The sequence below is a fragment of the Kitasatospora sp. NPDC051702 genome (assembly GCF_040681575.1).
GTDB lineage: Bacteria > Actinomycetota > Actinomycetes > Streptomycetales > Streptomycetaceae > Kitasatospora.
This window is the reverse complement of record NZ_JBFAZB010000026.1, coordinates 1-15,912: the sequence shown is the minus strand read 5'-3', so window position 1 is coordinate 15,912 and position 15,912 is coordinate 1. Positions and strand designations below refer to the sequence as shown.

General features: G+C 74.0%; 16 protein-coding genes. 12 read left to right on the top strand and 4 right to left on the bottom strand.

Annotated elements, in window-relative coordinates; genetic code table 11:
- Positions 1-45: 45 nt before the first annotated feature.
- Entirely contained in the window at positions 46-1,125 is a 1,080-nt protein-coding gene (locus tag AB0N04_RS21745; RefSeq protein ID WP_360211673.1) for an aminotransferase class V-fold PLP-dependent enzyme, read from the top strand.
- 56 nt (positions 1,126-1,181) lie between these two features.
- Here the strand turns inward: AB0N04_RS21745 and AB0N04_RS21740 are convergent, their stop codons facing one another.
- The 3 genes from AB0N04_RS21740 to AB0N04_RS21730 all read right to left on the bottom strand — a co-directional run bounded on the left by AB0N04_RS21740 (position 1,182) and on the right by AB0N04_RS21730 (position 4,260).
- On the bottom strand, positions 1,182-2,822 hold the full coding sequence (locus AB0N04_RS21740) for an amino acid permease (protein WP_360218379.1): 1,641 nt from the start codon (positions 2,820-2,822) through the stop codon (positions 1,182-1,184).
- Between the two features lie 137 nt (positions 2,823-2,959).
- Positions 2,960-3,637: a hypothetical protein gene (locus AB0N04_RS21735; RefSeq protein WP_360218382.1), complete on the bottom strand. Its 678-nt coding sequence runs from the start codon at positions 3,635-3,637 to the stop codon at positions 2,960-2,962.
- Complete coding sequence (locus tag AB0N04_RS21730) at positions 3,634-4,260, bottom strand: hypothetical protein (RefSeq protein ID WP_360218384.1); 627 nt, start codon at positions 4,258-4,260, stop codon at positions 3,634-3,636. Before AB0N04_RS21730 ends, AB0N04_RS21735 begins: the two co-directional genes overlap by 4 nt.
- A gap of 184 nt (positions 4,261-4,444) precedes the next feature.
- Here AB0N04_RS21730 and AB0N04_RS21725 point away from each other — a divergent pair, with 184 nt between their 5' ends.
- Positions 4,445-6,019 carry a TauD/TfdA family dioxygenase gene (locus AB0N04_RS21725; protein ID WP_360218387.1) on the top strand — a complete coding sequence of 525 codons (1,575 nt, stop codon included), beginning with the start codon at positions 4,445-4,447 and terminating at the stop codon, positions 6,017-6,019.
- A 94-nt stretch (positions 6,020-6,113) separates the two neighbouring features.
- Here AB0N04_RS21725 and AB0N04_RS21720 read toward each other — a convergent pair whose 3' ends face one another.
- Positions 6,114-6,938, bottom strand: a complete 825-nt coding sequence (locus AB0N04_RS21720; RefSeq protein ID WP_360218390.1) for a GntR family transcriptional regulator — start codon at positions 6,936-6,938, stop codon at positions 6,114-6,116.
- Between the two features lie 350 nt (positions 6,939-7,288).
- On the opposite strand from AB0N04_RS21720, the gene AB0N04_RS21715 reads away from it, so the two are divergent.
- From AB0N04_RS21715 to AB0N04_RS21670, 10 genes are all read left to right on the top strand, one after another.
- Complete coding sequence (locus tag AB0N04_RS21715) at positions 7,289-8,452, top strand: ABC transporter substrate-binding protein (protein WP_360218393.1); 1,164 nt, start codon at positions 7,289-7,291, stop codon at positions 8,450-8,452.
- 7 nt (positions 8,453-8,459) lie between these two features.
- Positions 8,460-9,476, top strand: a complete 1,017-nt coding sequence (locus tag AB0N04_RS21710; protein ID WP_360218396.1) for an ABC transporter permease subunit — start codon at positions 8,460-8,462, stop codon at positions 9,474-9,476.
- Between the two features lie 65 nt (positions 9,477-9,541).
- Entirely contained in the window at positions 9,542-10,285 is a 744-nt protein-coding gene (locus tag AB0N04_RS21705; protein WP_360218492.1) for an ABC transporter permease subunit, read from the top strand.
- A 67-nt stretch (positions 10,286-10,352) separates the two neighbouring features.
- The gene (locus AB0N04_RS21700) at positions 10,353-11,435 is read left to right on the top strand and encodes an ABC transporter ATP-binding protein (RefSeq protein ID WP_360218399.1); all 1,083 of its coding nucleotides are present in this window, start codon (positions 10,353-10,355) and stop codon (positions 11,433-11,435) included.
- A gap of 148 nt (positions 11,436-11,583) precedes the next feature.
- Positions 11,584-12,282, top strand: coding sequence for an HAD family phosphatase (locus AB0N04_RS21695; RefSeq protein WP_360218402.1), 699 nt, complete (start codon positions 11,584-11,586; stop codon positions 12,280-12,282).
- 4 nt (positions 12,283-12,286) lie between these two features.
- Positions 12,287-12,607: a multidrug efflux SMR transporter gene (locus AB0N04_RS21690; protein ID WP_360218405.1), complete on the top strand. Its 321-nt coding sequence runs from the start codon at positions 12,287-12,289 to the stop codon at positions 12,605-12,607.
- Positions 12,608-12,871: 264 nt separating this feature from the next.
- Positions 12,872-13,168, top strand: a complete 297-nt coding sequence (locus tag AB0N04_RS21685) for a hypothetical protein (RefSeq protein WP_360218408.1) — start codon at positions 12,872-12,874, stop codon at positions 13,166-13,168.
- The gene (locus AB0N04_RS21680) at positions 13,165-14,484 is read left to right on the top strand and encodes a putative T7SS-secreted protein (protein WP_360218411.1); all 1,320 of its coding nucleotides are present in this window, start codon (positions 13,165-13,167) and stop codon (positions 14,482-14,484) included. The genes AB0N04_RS21685 and AB0N04_RS21680 overlap by 4 nt, the downstream gene beginning before the upstream one ends.
- Positions 14,474-15,148, top strand: coding sequence for a hypothetical protein (locus AB0N04_RS21675; protein WP_360218413.1), 675 nt, complete (start codon positions 14,474-14,476; stop codon positions 15,146-15,148). The genes AB0N04_RS21680 and AB0N04_RS21675 overlap by 11 nt, the downstream gene beginning before the upstream one ends.
- Complete coding sequence (locus tag AB0N04_RS21670) at positions 15,145-15,756, top strand: hypothetical protein (RefSeq protein WP_360218415.1); 612 nt, start codon at positions 15,145-15,147, stop codon at positions 15,754-15,756. The genes AB0N04_RS21675 and AB0N04_RS21670 overlap by 4 nt, the downstream gene beginning before the upstream one ends.
- Positions 15,757-15,912 lie beyond the last annotated feature (156 nt).

Genomic DNA, 15,912 nt, shown 5'->3' with positions numbered 1-15,912 from the left:
GCGCGCACGGGCGAACGCCCCTGCCGAGCGAAGCGGGGCGGGAGCATGAGCGCCTTCCTCGACCTCCCCCCGCTCGGCGCCGCCGACTTCGCCGCGATCGAGGACAAGGTGGCCGCGCTGCTGCACACCGGCGCCGACGTCATCGTCACCCAGGGCGAGGCCCTGCTGCCGCTGGAAGCGGCGATCCGCGGCGCCGCGCACCCGGGCTCCACCGCGCTCAACATCGTCACCGGCCCGTACGGGCAGACCTTCGGCGGCTGGCTGCGCTCCTGCGGGGCCGAGGTCGTCGACCTCGCCGTCCCCTTCCACGGCGCGGTGAGCGCGCAGCAGGTGGCCGGGGCGCTGGAGGCCCACCCGGAGATCGACTTCGTCTCCCTGGTCCACGCGGAGGCCGCCACCGGCAACACCAACCCGGTCGCGGAGATCGCGGCCGTCGTCCGCGAGCACGGCGCCCTGCTGATGCTGGACGCGGTGGCCTCCGTCGCCGCCGAGCCGCTGCTCACCGACGAGTGGGGCGTCGACCTCTGCGTGATCGGCGGGCAGAAGGCCATGGGCGGCCCCGCCGGGGTCTCCGCGGTCTCGGTGTCCGGGCGCGCCTGGGAGCGGATCGCCGCCAACCCGGCCGCACCGCGCCGCTCCTACCTCTCCCTGCTGGACTGGAAGGAGCGCTGGACGGACGCCGGACGCACCGTGCTCCCGCACGCCCCGGCCCAGTTGGAGATGCTCGCGCTCGGCGCCTGCCTCGACCGCATCGCCGCAGACGGCCTGCCCGCCGTGATCGCCCGCCACCGCGCCGCCTCCGCCGCCACCCGGGCCGGCGTCCGCGCCCTCGGCACCCTCAGCCCGTTCGTCCCGGACGACGCCCACGCCGCCCCCGTCGCCACCACCCTTCGCACCCCGGACGGCGTCGACGCCACCGCCCTCGCCGCCCGGCTCGAGCCGGCCCTGCCCCTCCAGCCGGGCGGCGGCGCGCTCGCGGCGTCGATGCTGCGCGTCAACCACTACGGGGCGGCCGCCTCGCTGGACACCGTCCTGGCCTGCCTGACCGCCCTCGCCGCCGCCACCGGCGCCGCGGCGGCCCCCGCCCTCGCCGCCGCCGGGGAGGCCTGGACGGCCGCCGTGTGACGCACGCGCGGCGGCCCCCGGGGAGAGGTCCCCGGGGGCCGCCGCGCCGCGTCGGCTCAGTGCCCGCCCGCGTCCACCACCTCGACGCCGCGGATGTTCCGCTCGATCTCCTCCGCCGGCAGCGCGATCGCCAGCGCCCAGTAGTAGATCACCAGCGAGAACACCACCACGACGAGGATGTCCCACCAGAGCGGCAGGTTGCCCCGGGCGCCCTCGCCGAAGGTGCCCTGCCAGGAGATCAGACCCATGCCGACCAGGTAGACCGGCAGCCACTGCCCCGCCCGGAAGTCCATCCGCGGCGCGTTCGGGACCCCGGTCCGCGCGGCGTACACCGAGTACCCGCCGAGCAGCGCGTAGCCGATGACGATCGCCAGGCCGAGCCGCCACAGGGTGTCCCAGCCCGACCAGTAGATGACCAGGCTGGCCACCACGAAGGCCAGCGGCGAGATGATCGTGCCGCCGGGCAGGTGGTACGAGCGCTCCATCGACGGCAGCCGCTTGCGCAGCACGCCGAAGGCCAGCGGCGCGCCCGCGTACATCAGCACGACGGCCGAGGTGATGAACCCGACCAGCCGCTGCCAGCTCGGGAAGGGCAGGAAGCAGATCACGCCGGCGACCCAGGCGATGATCAGGCCGAGCCAGGGCACCGAGCGCTTGTCGGTGTACTGCAGCGCCTGCGGCGCGTAGCCGTTGCGGCTCAGGCCGTACGTCACCCGGGAGCTGGAGGTGATGTAGACCAGGCCGGTGCCGGCCGGCGAGATGATCGCGTCGATGAAGAGCAGGGTGGCCAGCCAGCCCAGCCCGATCAGCGTCGACAGGCCCGCGAAGGGCCCGCTGATGCCGGGGTAGGTGAGCGTCCCCCAGCCGCCGGCGAAGGTCTCCGGGGGCAGCGCGCCGATGAAGACCACCTGCAGCATGACGTAGACGATCGTGCCGATGACGACCGAGCCGAGGACGGCCCGCGGGATGTCCCGGCGGGGGTTGCGGCTCTCGCCGGCCCACTGGATGGCCTGTTCGAAGCCGAGCAGGGCGAAGATCACCCCGCTGGTGCTGATCGCGGCGAGCACGCCCTTGGCACCCTCCGGCGCGAAGCCGTGCACGCTGAAGTTGGAGCCGTGGAACTCGGTGAACCCGAGCGCGAAGATGGTCAGGACGGGGATGGCGACCTTCCACACCGTGGCCACGCTGTTGGTGTGCGCGAGGAGCCGGACGCCGAGGAAGTTGATCGCGACGAAGAGCCCCATCAGCGCGGCCGCGACGACGAAGCCGGTGCCGGTGAGGGTCAGGTTCTCGTTCAGCAGGCCGTCCGCCCAGGACCAGTGCTGGGCGTAGTTGATCATCGCCTGCACCTCGATCGGTGCGATGGTCGCCGCCTGCAGCCAGGTGAACCAGCCGAAGGACATCCCGGCGAAGCCGCCGAAGGCGTAGTGCGGGTAGCGTGCGGTGCCGCCCGCCACGGGGAACAGCCCGCCCAGCTCGGCGTGCACCAGCGCCAGCAGGATGATCGCCAGCGCGCCGACCCCCCACGACACCAGCGCCGCGGGGCCCGCCGCCACCGCGGCCTTCTGCGCCCCGAACAGCCAGCCGGAGCCGATGATCGCCCCGACCGAGGCCCAGAGCAGCCCGATCACGCCGACTTCGCGTTTGAGTCCGGTGTGCCCCGAACCCGTCGGGGCCTCAGTAGTGGGATGAGCCATGGGCCGATCGCCTCTCACGTCAGGGGAATCCACCCCGACAGTGCCGCAGTGGCACGGCTCCCCCGCCGCGAGACGCGCCCCGGGCCCGCCGCCTCACCCGAACGGCCGCGCCGGGCCCGGGGCCGGTCCGACTCAGGTCACGAGGAGGGCACCTCGGCGAGCGCGCGGAACGCTCGGGCGTGGGAGGCGGCGGTGTCGGGCGCGACGGTGGTGTCCCGGACCGCCTCCTGGTAGGTGGCCCACATGCTGCCGTCGGACCAGTCGCAGAAGCCGAGCTGCTGGCCGTCGTCGTCGGTGTTGCCGCACTTCATCACACCGCCGCGTTCGCCGGGGTCGACGTCGTGCAGGTCGGTGACGGTCGCCCCACTGGCGCGCTGACGGGCCAGGAGGTCGTCGAGTTCCGAGGAGGGCGTGAAGATGTGCTTCTCGTAGACGGTGACGATGACGACCCGTTCCTCGTCGGCGCTGCGGTAGTTGGTGACCGAGACCCCGGACTCGGAGCCCGCGCGGAGGCTCCTCCTGGTCACCGACGCCTTCGGAACGAGTGCCAGTCCGTCGAACTCCTTCGGCGCGCTGTACGCGTACGCGCCCAGGTTCGCGAAGTTGTCGGCGAAGGCGACGCCGAAGCCGCCGGCGCCGAGGACGAGGACGGCCGCGACGGTCAGCCAGAGCGTGCGGCGGGAGCGCGGCTGCGGGGCGGCGGGCGTGACGTCGACGACGAGGTCGGCGTCGGCGACTCCCTGCTGCCCGCCGGGCGGCACGGTCCGGTCGGACGCGCCGGGCTCGCCGGTCGGGTCGGTCGGCTCGGTCGTCATGCCTTCACCTCGGCGAGCTCGCGGAACGCGCGGACGTCGTCGGCCAGCTTCTCCGCGGTGATCGTGACGTCCTCGATGTGCTCGACGTAGACGGCCCACATGCTGCCGTCGACCCAGGCGCAGAAGCCGACGTCCTGGGCCTTGCCGGCCTTCCTGATCGCGGTGGTGTGGCCGCACTTCAGGACGCCGCCGCGGGGGCCCGGGTCGATCTCGTGCAGGTCCGCGACGGGGAGGTTCCTGGTCGCCTCGGAGATCACGCTGTCGATCTGCCCCGAGGGGGCGAGGGTGGGCAGCTCGCGGACGGTGAGGACGACGCTCCGGGACTTGTCCGCGGCCTGGTAGCCGCCGACCTTCACGTCGCGCAGCTGGGGCGACGCCTTGACCACCTGGTCCACGGGGACGCCGGGGAGCCCGAGGAACTCCCCGGGCTGCTCGTAGCGGTACTCGCCGAAGGCGGCGATGTTGTCGGCGAGGGCGACCGCGGCGGTGGTGACGGCGGCGACGCCGAGCGCCGCCAGGGTCAGCCAGAGCCGACGGCGGGAGCGGGGGGCGGCGGGGAGGGGCGGAGCGGCCGGGGTGACGTCCACCAGGGCCTCGGCCGGATTCTGATCTTGATCGAGCACCGGCACATCCGACCAGGTCGGGGCGATGGGCGCAAGGGATTTGGGGACGGTCTCGACGGACAGTTCCCCGGCCGTTCACCCGGCGGGCACGCAGAACTCACCGAAGGGCGGCAGGCTCCAGGCCGACGGGCAAAGTTGGCTATACAACTTTGCCCGCTGGGCCACCGTCGAGGAGGAGACCACCATGTCCGAGCTGCCGCCCTACTGGCTGCGCGACAACTGCCCGTGCACCGAGTGCCGGGACCACCGCAACGGACAGAAGCTGTTCCGGGTCGGCGACCTGCCGGAGGACCTGACCATCGCCGCGAGCAAGGAGATCGGTCCGGACCTCGAGGTGCTCTGGTCGGACGGGCACCGGTCGCGCTACCCGCTGGCCTGGCTCGGGGAGACCGACCACGGCGACGGGCGGACGGAGGAGGGCAAGCGGCTCTGGGCGGCGGCGGACTTCGCCCGCGGCATCCCGGAGGCCGGCTGGGAGGAGTACCTGACCGACCCCGCCGAACGGGCCGCCGTCCTCGCCGCCGTCCGGCACAGCGGGTTCGCCGTGCTGCGCGGGGTGCCCGCGGTGGAGGGACAGGTCCTGCGGGTCGCCGAGAGCTTCGGGTACGTCCGGGTCACCAACTACGGCGAACTGTTCGACGTCCGGGTCGAGCCGGACCCGAACAACCTCGCCTTCACCAGCGCCGCCATCGCCCCGCACACCGACAACCCCTACCGCGACCCGGTGCCGACGCTCCAGCTGCTGCACTGCCTCGAGAACTCGGCGACCGGCGGCGACTCCGGCCTGGTCGACGGGTTCAAGGCGGCCGCCGTGCTGCGCGCGGAGTCACCGGCCGACTTCGCCCTGCTGACCGGCACACCCGTCCCCTTCGTCTTCCGCGACCGCCGCACCGAGCTGCGCGCCGACCGCCCGCTGATCGACGTGGACGCGCTCGGCCGGATCCGCGAGGTGCGCTTCAACAACCGCTCGATCGGCACCCTGCGCGTCGGCGACCGGGAGGCCTTCTACGCCGCGTACCGCCGGTTCGCCGCGATCACCCTGCGCCCCGAGCTGCAGCTCGCCTTCCGGCTCGGCCCCGGCGACTGCCTGGTCTTCGACAACACCCGCCTGCTGCACGCCCGGACGGCCTTCCGGCAGGACGGCCACCGGCACCTCCAGGGCTGCTACGCCGACCTGGACTCGCTCGCCAGCACCCTCGCCGTGCTGCACCGCCGCTCCGCCGCACTGGACGCGATCGCCGCCCTGTTCGCCGACGAGGGTGCCGGGGAGTACCTGGGCGAGGAGGTCACCATGGCCGAGCACATGCTGCAGGCCGCCGCCGCGGCGGAGGCGGCCGGCGCGCCGGAGCACCTGGTCGCCGCCGCACTGCTGCACGACCTCGGCCACTTCCGGGGCACCCTGCACGGGCGGGACCTGATGGAGGGGCGGGACAACCGGCACAGCGACACCGGTGCCGACTGGCTGGCCCAGTGGTTCGGCCCGGAGGTGACGGAGCCGGTCCGGCTGCACGTCGCCGCCAAGCGCTACCTGTGCGCGGTCGAGCCGGGCTACCGGGAGCGGCTGTCCGAGGCGTCCGAGTACACCCTCACCGTCCAGGGCGGCCCGATGGACGGCCCGCAGGCCGCCGCCTTCGCCGAACTGCCCGGCGCGGCCGACGCGGTGGCCGTCCGCCGCTGGGACGAGCAGGCGAAGGTGGCCGGCGCCGGGACGCCCGGCTTCGACCACTACCGCCCGCTGCTCGCCGCCCTGATGCGCTGACGCCGGTGCCCGCGACGCACCCGGTGGCGGTGCGCCCGCACGCTGATGCGCCGGGTGCACGGCCCGACCGCCCGGCCGGAGCCCGGGAGGGGGCTCAGTCCCCTTCCCGGGCGTGCCGCGAGAGCGCCGACGTGGCCAGCGAGTTGTGCACGCTGAAGGCCACCGTCCCGGGCAGGTAGCGGTCCTGGGACCACTCCACCGGCGTGCCGGTCGGGTCCGTGGTGCGCCGCCGCTCGCGCAGCAGCGGGCTGCCGCGCCGGCAGCCCAGCAGCCGGGCGTCCTCGGCGTTGGCGGCCACGATGTCGATGGTGTGGTCGGCGTCGGTGAACAGGATGCCGTGCTCGCGCAGGACCTCGGTGTGCGAGACGACGTCCGGCGGCAGCTCGGCGACGATCTCGCCGACCCGCGGCGGGTAGACCGTCCGCTCGACCATCACCGGCGCGCCGGAGAGGGTCCGCAGGCGGACCGTCACGTACACGTCGGCGCCGGGCTCCAGGCGCAGCTGCTCGCGCTCGGCGGCGTCCGCCGGGCGGCGGACCAGCGAGTCCAGGATGCCGCCGGGCTCCTCGCCCATCGAGTAGGCCCAGTGCGTGAAGCTGAGCAGCTCGGAGAAGCTCTGCACCCGGGCGCCGCCCAGCACCACCCGCCGGGTGCCGCGGCGGGAGGTGACCAGCCCGTCGGAGCGCAGGACGGCGAGCGCCTGGCGGACGGTGCCGCGGGAGACGCCGTACTGCTCGGCGAGGGCGCCCTCGGCGGGCAGGCGCCCGGCCTCGCCGAACGCGCCGGTGGTGATGGCCTCGCGCAGGTCGGCGGCCACCTTCCGGTACAGGGCGCCGGACGCACGGTCCCCGGTCGCGGCGGGCCGCCGCTCGGGGGCGGGGCGCTGCTCGGCCGCGGGGCGCTCGGGCTCAAGTGCCACGTCAGTCAATGTCCCTCCTGGGGCGGTGTCCTGCGCAACCGTGCCGGCGCGGACAGGCCGACCCTATCCGGCTGCGCCTTCGAAGCATCGCACCGAACGGATCACGCTCCGGCGGCCGGATTCCACCGTTCCCGCAGCCGACCCCGGTTCTGGGCCGTCCGTTCACCTTCCCGTCACCGGACTCCGGCGTACTTACCTCCGTCAGCGAAGTTGGCTAGTCAACTCGGACGGCCTCGAACGGCAGTCCGGGACGGCTCCGGGCGGCTCACCCCCCCTCACCCGGACGGCCACTCGCCAGATCCCCCGATCAAGACACCCCCTGCAGTTCCCCCTTCTCAGGAGACTGACCCGTGTCCGTGCACCGCGCCCGTTCCGCCGCCTTCGCGGCCGTCCTGACCGCCGCTGCGCTGTCCCTCACCGCCTGCGGTTCCGCCGGCTCCTCCGCGAAGTCCGGCGACGCCGCGGGCGGCAAGAGCGCCAAGACCGCCACCTCGATCGCCGACTTCGGCGGGATGGACGCCCTGGTCGCCGCCGCCAAGAAGGAGGGCAAGCTGCACGTCATCACGCTGCCCCGCGACTGGGCGAACTACGGCAAGCTGATGGACGACTTCAAGGCGAAGTACGGCATCGAGATCGAGGACGAGAACCCGGACGGCTCCAGCCAGGACGAGATCAACGCGATCACCTCCCGCAAGGGCCAGGACCGCGCCCCCGACGTCGTCGACCTCGGCTCCGCCTTCGCGATCAGCGCCGGCAAGCAGGGCCTGCTGGCCCCCTACAAGGTCGTCGACTTCGACAAGATCCCGGCCACCATGAAGGACGCCAACGGTCTGAGCTACAACGACTACGGCGGCTACATGTCGATCGGCTGCGACGCCAAGAAGGTCGCCGCCTGCCCGAAGACCTTCGCCGACCTGCTCAAGCCCGAGTACAAGGGCATGGTCGCCCTGAACGGCAACCCGACCAAGGCCGGTGCCGCGTTCGGCGCCGTCTACGCCGCGGCCCTCGCCAACGGCGGCTCGCTGGACAACATCCAGCCCGGCGTCGACTTCTTCGGCAAGGTGAAGCAGGCCGGGAACTTCAACCCGGTCGAGGTCACCCCGGCGACCATCGAGAAGGGCGAGACCCCGATCAGCATCGACTGGTCGTACCTGAACGCCGGCTACGCCGTGAAGTTCAAGGACAAGGGCCTCGACTGGCAGGTGGCCATCCCGTCGGACGGCTCCTACGCCCAGTACTACAACCAGGCCATCAACAAGGACGCGCCGCACCCGGCCGCCGCCCGCCTGTGGGAGGAGTACCTCTACAGCGCCGCCGGCCAGAACGGCTTCATGGGCGGCTTCGCCACCCCGGCCCTGTTCGACGCCATGAAGACCGCCGGCACCCTCGACGCCGACGCCGCCTCGAAGCTGCCGCCGGTCGAGAAGCCCTTCACCACCTTCCCGACCCCGGACCAGACCGACGCGGCCAAGAAGGTCGTGACCGAGAACTGGGCCAAGGCGATCGCGGGCTGACCTGACGATGACCACGGCTCCCACCCCGGTGCCGGCCAGCGCCTCCGCCGCCCAGCGCGGCGGGGGCGCCCCCGGCCCCGTCTCCCCCAGCTCCCCGGCCGCCACGGCGGCCCCCGCCCCCACGACCACCACCGGGACCGCCGCCGGGCGCCGGTCCCCCCGCCCCGCCAGGGGCCGGGCCGGCCGCAGCCGGGCCTGGCTGGCCGCCCTGCCCCTGCTGCTGTTCTTCGTGATCGGCTTCGGACTGCCCGCCGTCGCGATCGCCATCGGCGCGTTCACCACCTCCACCGACGCCCCCGACGGCGGCGGCACCTTCACCACCGACAACCTCACCGGTTCGCTCCAGGGCGCCTACTTCACCGCCCTGTGGGGCAGCGTCAAGCTCTCCCTGCTGACCGCGCTGATCGCCACCGTGGTCGGCCTGCCGCTGGCCCAGGCCGTCGCCACCTCCCGGTTCCGGGTCTTCCGCGAGGCCGTGCTCTCCGCCTCCGGGGTGCTCGCCAACTTCGGCGGCGTGCCGCTCGCCTTCATGTTCGTCGCCACCCTCGGCAACTCCGGCGAGGTCACCAAGCGGCTCGGCCTGACCAAGCACGGCTGGAACCTCTACACCTTCTCCGGCCTCTCGGTGGTCTACCTGTACTTCCTCGTCCCGCTGATGGTCATCACCATCACCCCCGCCCTGGAAGGCCTGCGGGTGCAGTGGCGCGAGGCCGCGTACAACAACGGCGCCACCGTCGTGCAGTACTGGCGGCACGTGGCCCTGCCGGTGCTGGTGCCCTCGCTGCTCGGCGGCTTCGTGCTGCTGTTCGGCGCCTCCTTCGCCGCGTACGCCACCGCCGAGGCCATGGTCGGCAGCTCGGTGCCGCTGATCTCGATGCAGATCGGCGACGCGCTGTCCGGCAACGTCCTGGTCGGCCAGGGCAACCTCGCCCTCGCCCTCGGCCTCGACATGATCGTGGTCGCCTGCCTGGTGATGGCCGTGTACCTGCCCCTTCAGCGCCGGAGTGCCAAGTGGCTCGCCTGATCAACCGCATCCGTCCCGGCCGCGGCCTCGTCCTGCTGCTCTGCGGCGTCTACTTCGCCGTCCCGATGGCCGCGTCGGTGTACTTCAGCGTCGACGACACCAAGGGCGGGGTCACCTTCCGCGCCTACACCGAACTGCTGAACGCCCCCGGCTTCACGGACAGCCTGGTGCTGAGCCTCGAACTGGCCGGCGTCACCGTGGCGGTGCTGCTGCTCCTGCTCGTCCCCGCGATGCTCGCGGCCCGGCTCGGCGCGCCGAAGCTGCGCCCGGTGATCGAGGTGATGTGCTCGATGCCGCTGGTCGTCCCGGTGGTCGCGCTCACCACCGGCATCATCGGCGTGCTGCGCTGGGGCCCGGACTACCTGCAGGACACCCCGTTCTTCCAGACCATCGTGGCCATCCAGGACCCGGCCTTCCCGATCGTGCTGGTCATCGCCTACGTGCTGATGGCCCTGCCGTTCGCCTACCGGGCGCTGGACGCGGGCCTGCGCGGCGTGGACGTCACCACCCTGGTCGAGGCCGCCCGCAACTGCGGCGCCGGCTGGCTGCGCGCCGTGTTCACCGTCGTGCTGCCCAACCTGCGCAGCGCGCTGCTGAACGCGGCCGTGCTCACCGTCGCCCTGGTGCTCGGCGAGTTCACCACCGCCTCCATCCTCGGCTTCGCCCCCTTCTCGGTGTGGATCAACTCCAACGGCAAGAGCGACGGCCAGATGTCCGTCGCCGTCTCGATGCTCAGCCTGCTGATCGTCTGGGTCGTCCTGCTGCTGATGTCCGCCGCGGGCCGCGGCCGCAAGGCCGCCCGCTCCTAGGCACCACCCCCCTAGGGCTTGTCCGAGGAACCCCGAACCACCCCACGCCTTCCAGGAGTTACCAGCCATGACCACGGCCCCCGCCCCCGTCGCCGGAGTCGCGCTCGCCCCCGGCGGCGCCACCGTCGAGTTCCGCTCGCTGCGCCGCGCGTTCGGCACCACCACGGCCCTGGACGGCCTGGACCTCACCGTCCACCCCGGCGAACTGCTCGCCCTCCTCGGCCCCTCCGGCTGCGGCAAGACCACCGCGCTGCGCATCCTGGCCGGCTTCGAGCAGCACGACTCGGGCGAGGTCCTGGTCGACGGCCAGGACATCACCGCGATCCCCGCGCACAAGCGCGACGCCGGCATGGTCTTCCAGTCGTACAGCCTCTTCCCGCACCTGAGCGCCCTGGACAACGTCGCCTTCGGCCTGCGGATGCGCGGCGCCGGCAAGGCCGACCGCCGCAAGCGCGCCCAGGAACTGCTGGAACTGGTCGGCCTGCCGCACCGCGCCGAGCACTACCCGCACCAGATGTCCGGCGGCCAGCAGCAGCGCATCGCGCTCGCCCGGGCGCTCGCCCTGCAGCCGCGCGTCCTGCTGCTCGACGAGCCGTTGTCCGCCCTGGACGCCAAGGTCCGGCTCCAGCTGCGCGAGGAGATCCGCCGTCTCCAGCAGGAGCTGGGGATCACCACCCTGTTCGTCACCCACGACCAGGAGGAGGCGCTGTCGATGGCCGACCGCGTCGCGGTGCTGCGCGCCGGCCGGCTGGAGCAGTGCGCCACGCCGTCCGAGCTGTACGGCCGCCCGGCCACCGCCTTCGTCGCCGAGTTCGTCGGCACCATGAGCCGCATCCCGTGCACCCGCACCTCCGACGGCGTCGAGGTGCTCGGCCGCCGGCACGCCGTGGACGGCGAGCTGCCGGGCGACGGCGAGCTGCAGGTGCTGGTCCGCCCGGAGAACGTCACCCTGACGCCGGCCGAGCACGGCCCGGCGCTGGTCGTCGCCGCCTCCTTCCTGGGCGCCGTCACCCGGCTCACCGTCCGCCTCGACGACGGCACCGAGGTCAAGGCCGACCTGCCCACCGAGGCCACCGCCGCCCTGCCGGCCGGCTCGCGCGCCGAGCTGTCCCTGCCGGAGCGCCCGGTGCTGGTGGACCGCCGCGCCTGACCGACCTGCCCGACCGCTGCGCCCGACCGCGGGGCCGCCCGGCCCCCGGCCCGGCCCCGCCGAGCCCCCACCGGGGGGCCGGATGGCCCGCCGCGCGGCCGTCTGAAACCCTCGTACCGCCACCCGATGGACCACCGAAGGTACCGCCATGCCTGAAACCGCCCCCGGGACGCCCCCCGGGACCGTCCTGCCCGCCGCCGTCCTGTTCGACATGGACGGCACCCTGGTCGACACCGAACAGCTCTGGTGGCAGGCCGCCGCCGAGCTCGCCGAGGAGCTGCACCGCCCGCTCACCGACCAGGACGCCCCCGAGGTGCTCGGCCAGGCCGTCGAGCACACCGCCGCCCACCTGCACAGGGTCAGCGGCACCGACCTCAGCGAGGCCGAACTCGCCGACCGCCTCGGCGAGTCCTTCGCCGGCAAGGTCGCCGCCGAGACGGTCCCGCGCCCCGGCGCGCTCACCCTGCTCGCCTCGCTGCGGGACGCCCGGGTGCCCACCGCGCTGGTCTCCGCCTCGCCGCGCCGGGTGGTCGAACTGGTGCTGTCCGCCATCGGCCGGGACTGGTTCGCCGTCACCCTCGCCGCCGAGGACACCCCGCGCACCAAGCCCGCACCGGACCCGTACCTGGCCGCCGCCGAGCGGCTCGGCCTGGACCCGGCCGTCTGCGTCGCCGTCGAGGACACCCCCACCGGGGTCGCCTCCGCCTCCGCGGCCGGCTGCGCCGTGCTCGCCGTGCCCTCCACCGCGACGCCCATGCCGGACGGCGCCCGGATCACGCTGCTCGGCAGCCTCGAGCAGGCCGACCTCGCGCTGCTCGGGCGGCTCGGCACCGACCGGGCCGTCTGACGCCATGCCCTACCTCCTGCTCGCCCTCGCCATCGTGAGCGAGGTCTGCGCCACCAGCTGCCTGAAGCTCACCGAAGGGTTCTCCCGCCTCTGGCCGAGCGTCGGGGTCGCGATCGGCTACGTGCTGTCCTTCGTCCTGCTCGGCCGGGCGCTCAAGCACATCCCGGTCTCGGTCGCCTACGCCGTCTGGTCGGGGGCCGGGACGGCCGCGGTCGCCGGGATCGGCGTGGTCGCCTTCGGCGAGTCCCTGGGCCGCCTGCAGTGGCTGGGGATCGCGCTGGTGATCGTCGGCGTCGTCGTGCTCAACCTCCGCAACAGCCACTGACCGGCCACGTGACGGCCCGTCACCGCTGAACCGCCCGCACCGGACCCGGGCCGGAGCGGGGCGCCGGACCACCCGACGCCCCGCCCCGGCCCGTCCGCCACCCCGCCCCCACGACGCACCCCGGGCCCCGCGGACGCAAAGGCTCCGTCGAAGGCCCGTAAAGATCCCGTCACACCCGCCGGAACCCGCCCCCGAAGCCCCTCGCCCGCCCGCGGAGCACGACTATGCTCACCCGGTCCGACACGGCGATCACCGGGGGAGAAGATGGCCGACTTCACGGTCAGTACGGAGTTCCTCGCCAAACTGGCCACTGACCTCAAGGGCTGCGGCGACGAACTCGACCAGGGCCTGAAGGCCCTCAAGGAGGCGGGCCGCAGCGGGCTGGGCCACGACTTCCTCGACGAGGCCTGCGGGCACTTCCAGAGCACCTGGGAGTACGGCCTCAAGAAGGTCCGCGAGTGCGTCAAGGTGCTCGACGGCGGCCTGGAGAAGGTGCAGCAGGGCTACGACGGCACCGAACGGAGCATCACCAAGGCGCTCACCCCGACCGGGCAGTCGTGACCACCCCCGCGCCCGACTGGTCCGGGCTCGGCTTCAACCCCGCCCCGGGCGAGCCGTCCGCCGTCTCCGGCCTCAGCGGGAGCCTGCGCAGGGTCTCCCAACACCTGATCGACGTCCACACCACCCTCGCCCAGATCTCCGCCGACCAGGGCCAGTGGACGGGAGAGGCCGCCAAGGCCTTCGCCGACCAGTTCGGCAAGCTCCCCGGGTACCTCCAGGACGCCGCCGACTCGATCACCGCCGCCTACCAGGCACTCGACGCCTGGTACCGGGCGCTCAACGAGCACCGGCCCAAGGCCGCCGAGCTGGAGCGCGCCGCCAAGGCCGCCACGGAACAGAAGGCGCAGGCCGACCGGGAACACGCCACCGCGGCCGCCGCCCCCGACCTCCGGCTGGCCGGCCGGACCTTCCCCGACGACGCGAGCCTCGCCGCCGCCGAACAGCGCTACACCACGGCGAAGGGCCACCTCGACGCGGCCGCGGCACTCGTCGCCGGCGCCACCGCCGACCTCGCCGGCATCAGGGGACAGGCCCACGAACTCGCCGAAGGGCACGAGCGGGACGCCCGCCACGCCGCCGACGCCATCCGCAAGGCCGCCGACAGCAAGGCCCCACCGGAGCCCGGCTGGCTCAGCAAGGTCGGCAACTGGCTCAAGAACCACGGCGCCGACCTGCTCACCGTCGCGGCCGGAGTCTGCGGGATCGCGGCGATCTTCTTCCCCGCCTTCGCACTGCCCGCCATCCTGCTGAGCGCCGCTGCCGCGGGCGCGCACGCGACCCAGTACGCCGCCAAGGGCCAGCTGTGGCCGCCGCAGAAGAACATCGGCAACTGGCTGACCCTCGGCGGCGACGTGCTCGGCGCGATCCCCGGGGTGGGCGTCGCCGCCAAGGGCGTGACCGCCGCCCGCGAGGCCCGCCTCACCGGCGCGGGCCTGCGCGGGACCATCAGCGCCGGAACGACCGAGACCAGGGCCGCCGCCCGCGCCGTCGACCCCGCCAACCCGCTCTTCACCGCGGCGATCGAGAAGCCGGCCGTCAAGCTCGGGGTCTCCAAGGCCACCGCGATGGACGTCTCCGACGGCGTCCAGGCCGTCACCACCGCCGGGCTCAACGCCCCGACCGCGTACGCGCTCACCCAGGACGACCCGAGCGACGGTCTCACCAGCGCCGTCAACTACACCACCGGTGGCAACACCGTCCTCGGCTCGGCCGGCACCGCCGTCGGCGGGGGGAAGGCCAACGCCGTCATCGGCACCGTGTCCACGGTCGGCAACCTGCTGGGCCTCGGCGGATGGGCGGCCGGATATGGACGATGAGGCCACCCCGCCGCTCTGGATCACCCTGCCCGGGGGCTTCACCGCCATCGACCTCGACGAGGACCCCGGCGACCGGATGGCCCGCTCGGCCGAACGACTGGACACCCTCTTCCCCGGCGTCGGCGCCGAGCAGAAACTCGGCGCGGTGATCGCCGCCGAGACCGCCCTGCAGGCCCAGCTGCGCGAGGGCGCCGTCCACGTCTCCAGCTGTCTGGTCCGGGCCGTGGACGGCGAACCCCTCCACGGCGTGCTCACCGTCTTCCTCCGCCCCGAGGACACGGGCCCGGTCGGAAGCTACCCCGCCCGCGTGGCCGAGGAGTTGGCCGAGCTCTGGCCCGGCGCCGACGTCGGGGTCGTCGACCACCCGGCCGGCCGCGCCGCCCTCAGCGCCCGCCAGGTCGCCGTCCCCGTCCCCGGCGCGGTCTGGGGGGTGACCGAGTCCACCGTCAGCACGGTGCGTCAGCTCGAACTGCTCCTCCCCCACCCGTGGAGCCCGCACGTCGTCGCCGCCGTCTTCACCACCGAGGACGTCGACCACTGGGACGAGTGGCTGCCCCTCCTGGCCACCGCCCTCCGCGGGATCTCCTTCCACCCTCCCCGCGACGAGAGCCGCGACGCCCTGCCCCCCGACCAGTGGGACACCATCCGCCAGGCCTTCGGATGACGGCCGCCGCCCCGCGTCCCGGGCCCGGACCCCGCCGCGGCTCCGTCGGGCTGACCATCGTCCTCGCACTGGCCGCACCGCTGTCGATCGTCGCCACCGCGGCCGCCTACGGGTCCCACGGCTGGCCGGCCGGCCTGGGCGTCCTGCTCCTGTGCACGGCCGGCCTGTCGGCGGGCCTCGGCAGGCTCGCCGGCGGGACCCCGGGTTGCCTCGCCGCCCTGATCGCCCCGCTCGTGCTCCTGGTGGCCGCCGCCGCGGCGGGAAACGTCCGCGACGACGTGGTGCTGAGCAGCGGGCCGACGGTGACCGCCCGCATCACCGGCGTGGAACGCACCCCGGGCACCCGCAACCCCTCCTGGGACTACGCCCTGGTGACCGCCGACGGCACCCCCGTCCCCGGCGGGCGCCTCAACCAGCGCGTCCAGACCCTGCGGGTCGGCGACCAGGTCACCGTCCGTCTCGCCCTCGACGGCACCGCGAGACCGAAGCGGCCCGAGGAGATCGACCTCGGCACCGACCTGTTCTGGGCCACCGCGGTCCTGCTCACCACCGCCCTCACGGTGGTCGGCCTCGGCACCCTCGCCCGCCGTTCACACCGTGACCGGTAGCGTCGGTCGGCACCGGACTCCGTCACGACGCGGGCCACGAGCGTGGGGGGGGGGGGGGGCCGCCGCCCCCCCCCCCCCCCCCCCCCGGGCCCCCCCCCCCCCCCCGGGCGCCGCCCCCGGGGGGGGTGGGGGGGGCCGCGTTTGGGGGGGGGACGC

Bases quoted from the DNA above. Each gene is read 5' to 3' on its own strand.
- AB0N04_RS21745 (WP_360211673.1), top strand. From the start codon at position 46: ATGAGCGCCTTCCTCGACCTCCCCCCGCTCGGCGCCGCCGACTTCGCC.
- AB0N04_RS21740 (WP_360218379.1), bottom strand. From the start codon at position 2,822: ATGGCTCATCCCACTACTGAGGCCCCGACGGGTTCGGGGCACACCGGA.
- AB0N04_RS21735 (WP_360218382.1), bottom strand. From the start codon at position 3,637: ATGACGACCGAGCCGACCGACCCGACCGGCGAGCCCGGCGCGTCCGAC.
- AB0N04_RS21725 (WP_360218387.1), top strand. From the start codon at position 4,445: ATGTCCGAGCTGCCGCCCTACTGGCTGCGCGACAACTGCCCGTGCACC.
- AB0N04_RS21710 (WP_360218396.1), top strand. From the start codon at position 8,460: ATGACCACGGCTCCCACCCCGGTGCCGGCCAGCGCCTCCGCCGCCCAG.
- AB0N04_RS21705 (WP_360218492.1), top strand. From the start codon at position 9,542: ATGGCCGCGTCGGTGTACTTCAGCGTCGACGACACCAAGGGCGGGGTC.
- AB0N04_RS21700 (WP_360218399.1), top strand. From the start codon at position 10,353: ATGACCACGGCCCCCGCCCCCGTCGCCGGAGTCGCGCTCGCCCCCGGC.
- AB0N04_RS21695 (WP_360218402.1), top strand. From the start codon at position 11,584: ATGCCTGAAACCGCCCCCGGGACGCCCCCCGGGACCGTCCTGCCCGCC.
- AB0N04_RS21690 (WP_360218405.1), top strand. From the start codon at position 12,287: ATGCCCTACCTCCTGCTCGCCCTCGCCATCGTGAGCGAGGTCTGCGCC.
- AB0N04_RS21685 (WP_360218408.1), top strand. From the start codon at position 12,872: ATGGCCGACTTCACGGTCAGTACGGAGTTCCTCGCCAAACTGGCCACT.
- AB0N04_RS21675 (WP_360218413.1), top strand. From the start codon at position 14,474: ATGGACGATGAGGCCACCCCGCCGCTCTGGATCACCCTGCCCGGGGGC.
- AB0N04_RS21670 (WP_360218415.1), top strand. From the start codon at position 15,145: ATGACGGCCGCCGCCCCGCGTCCCGGGCCCGGACCCCGCCGCGGCTCC.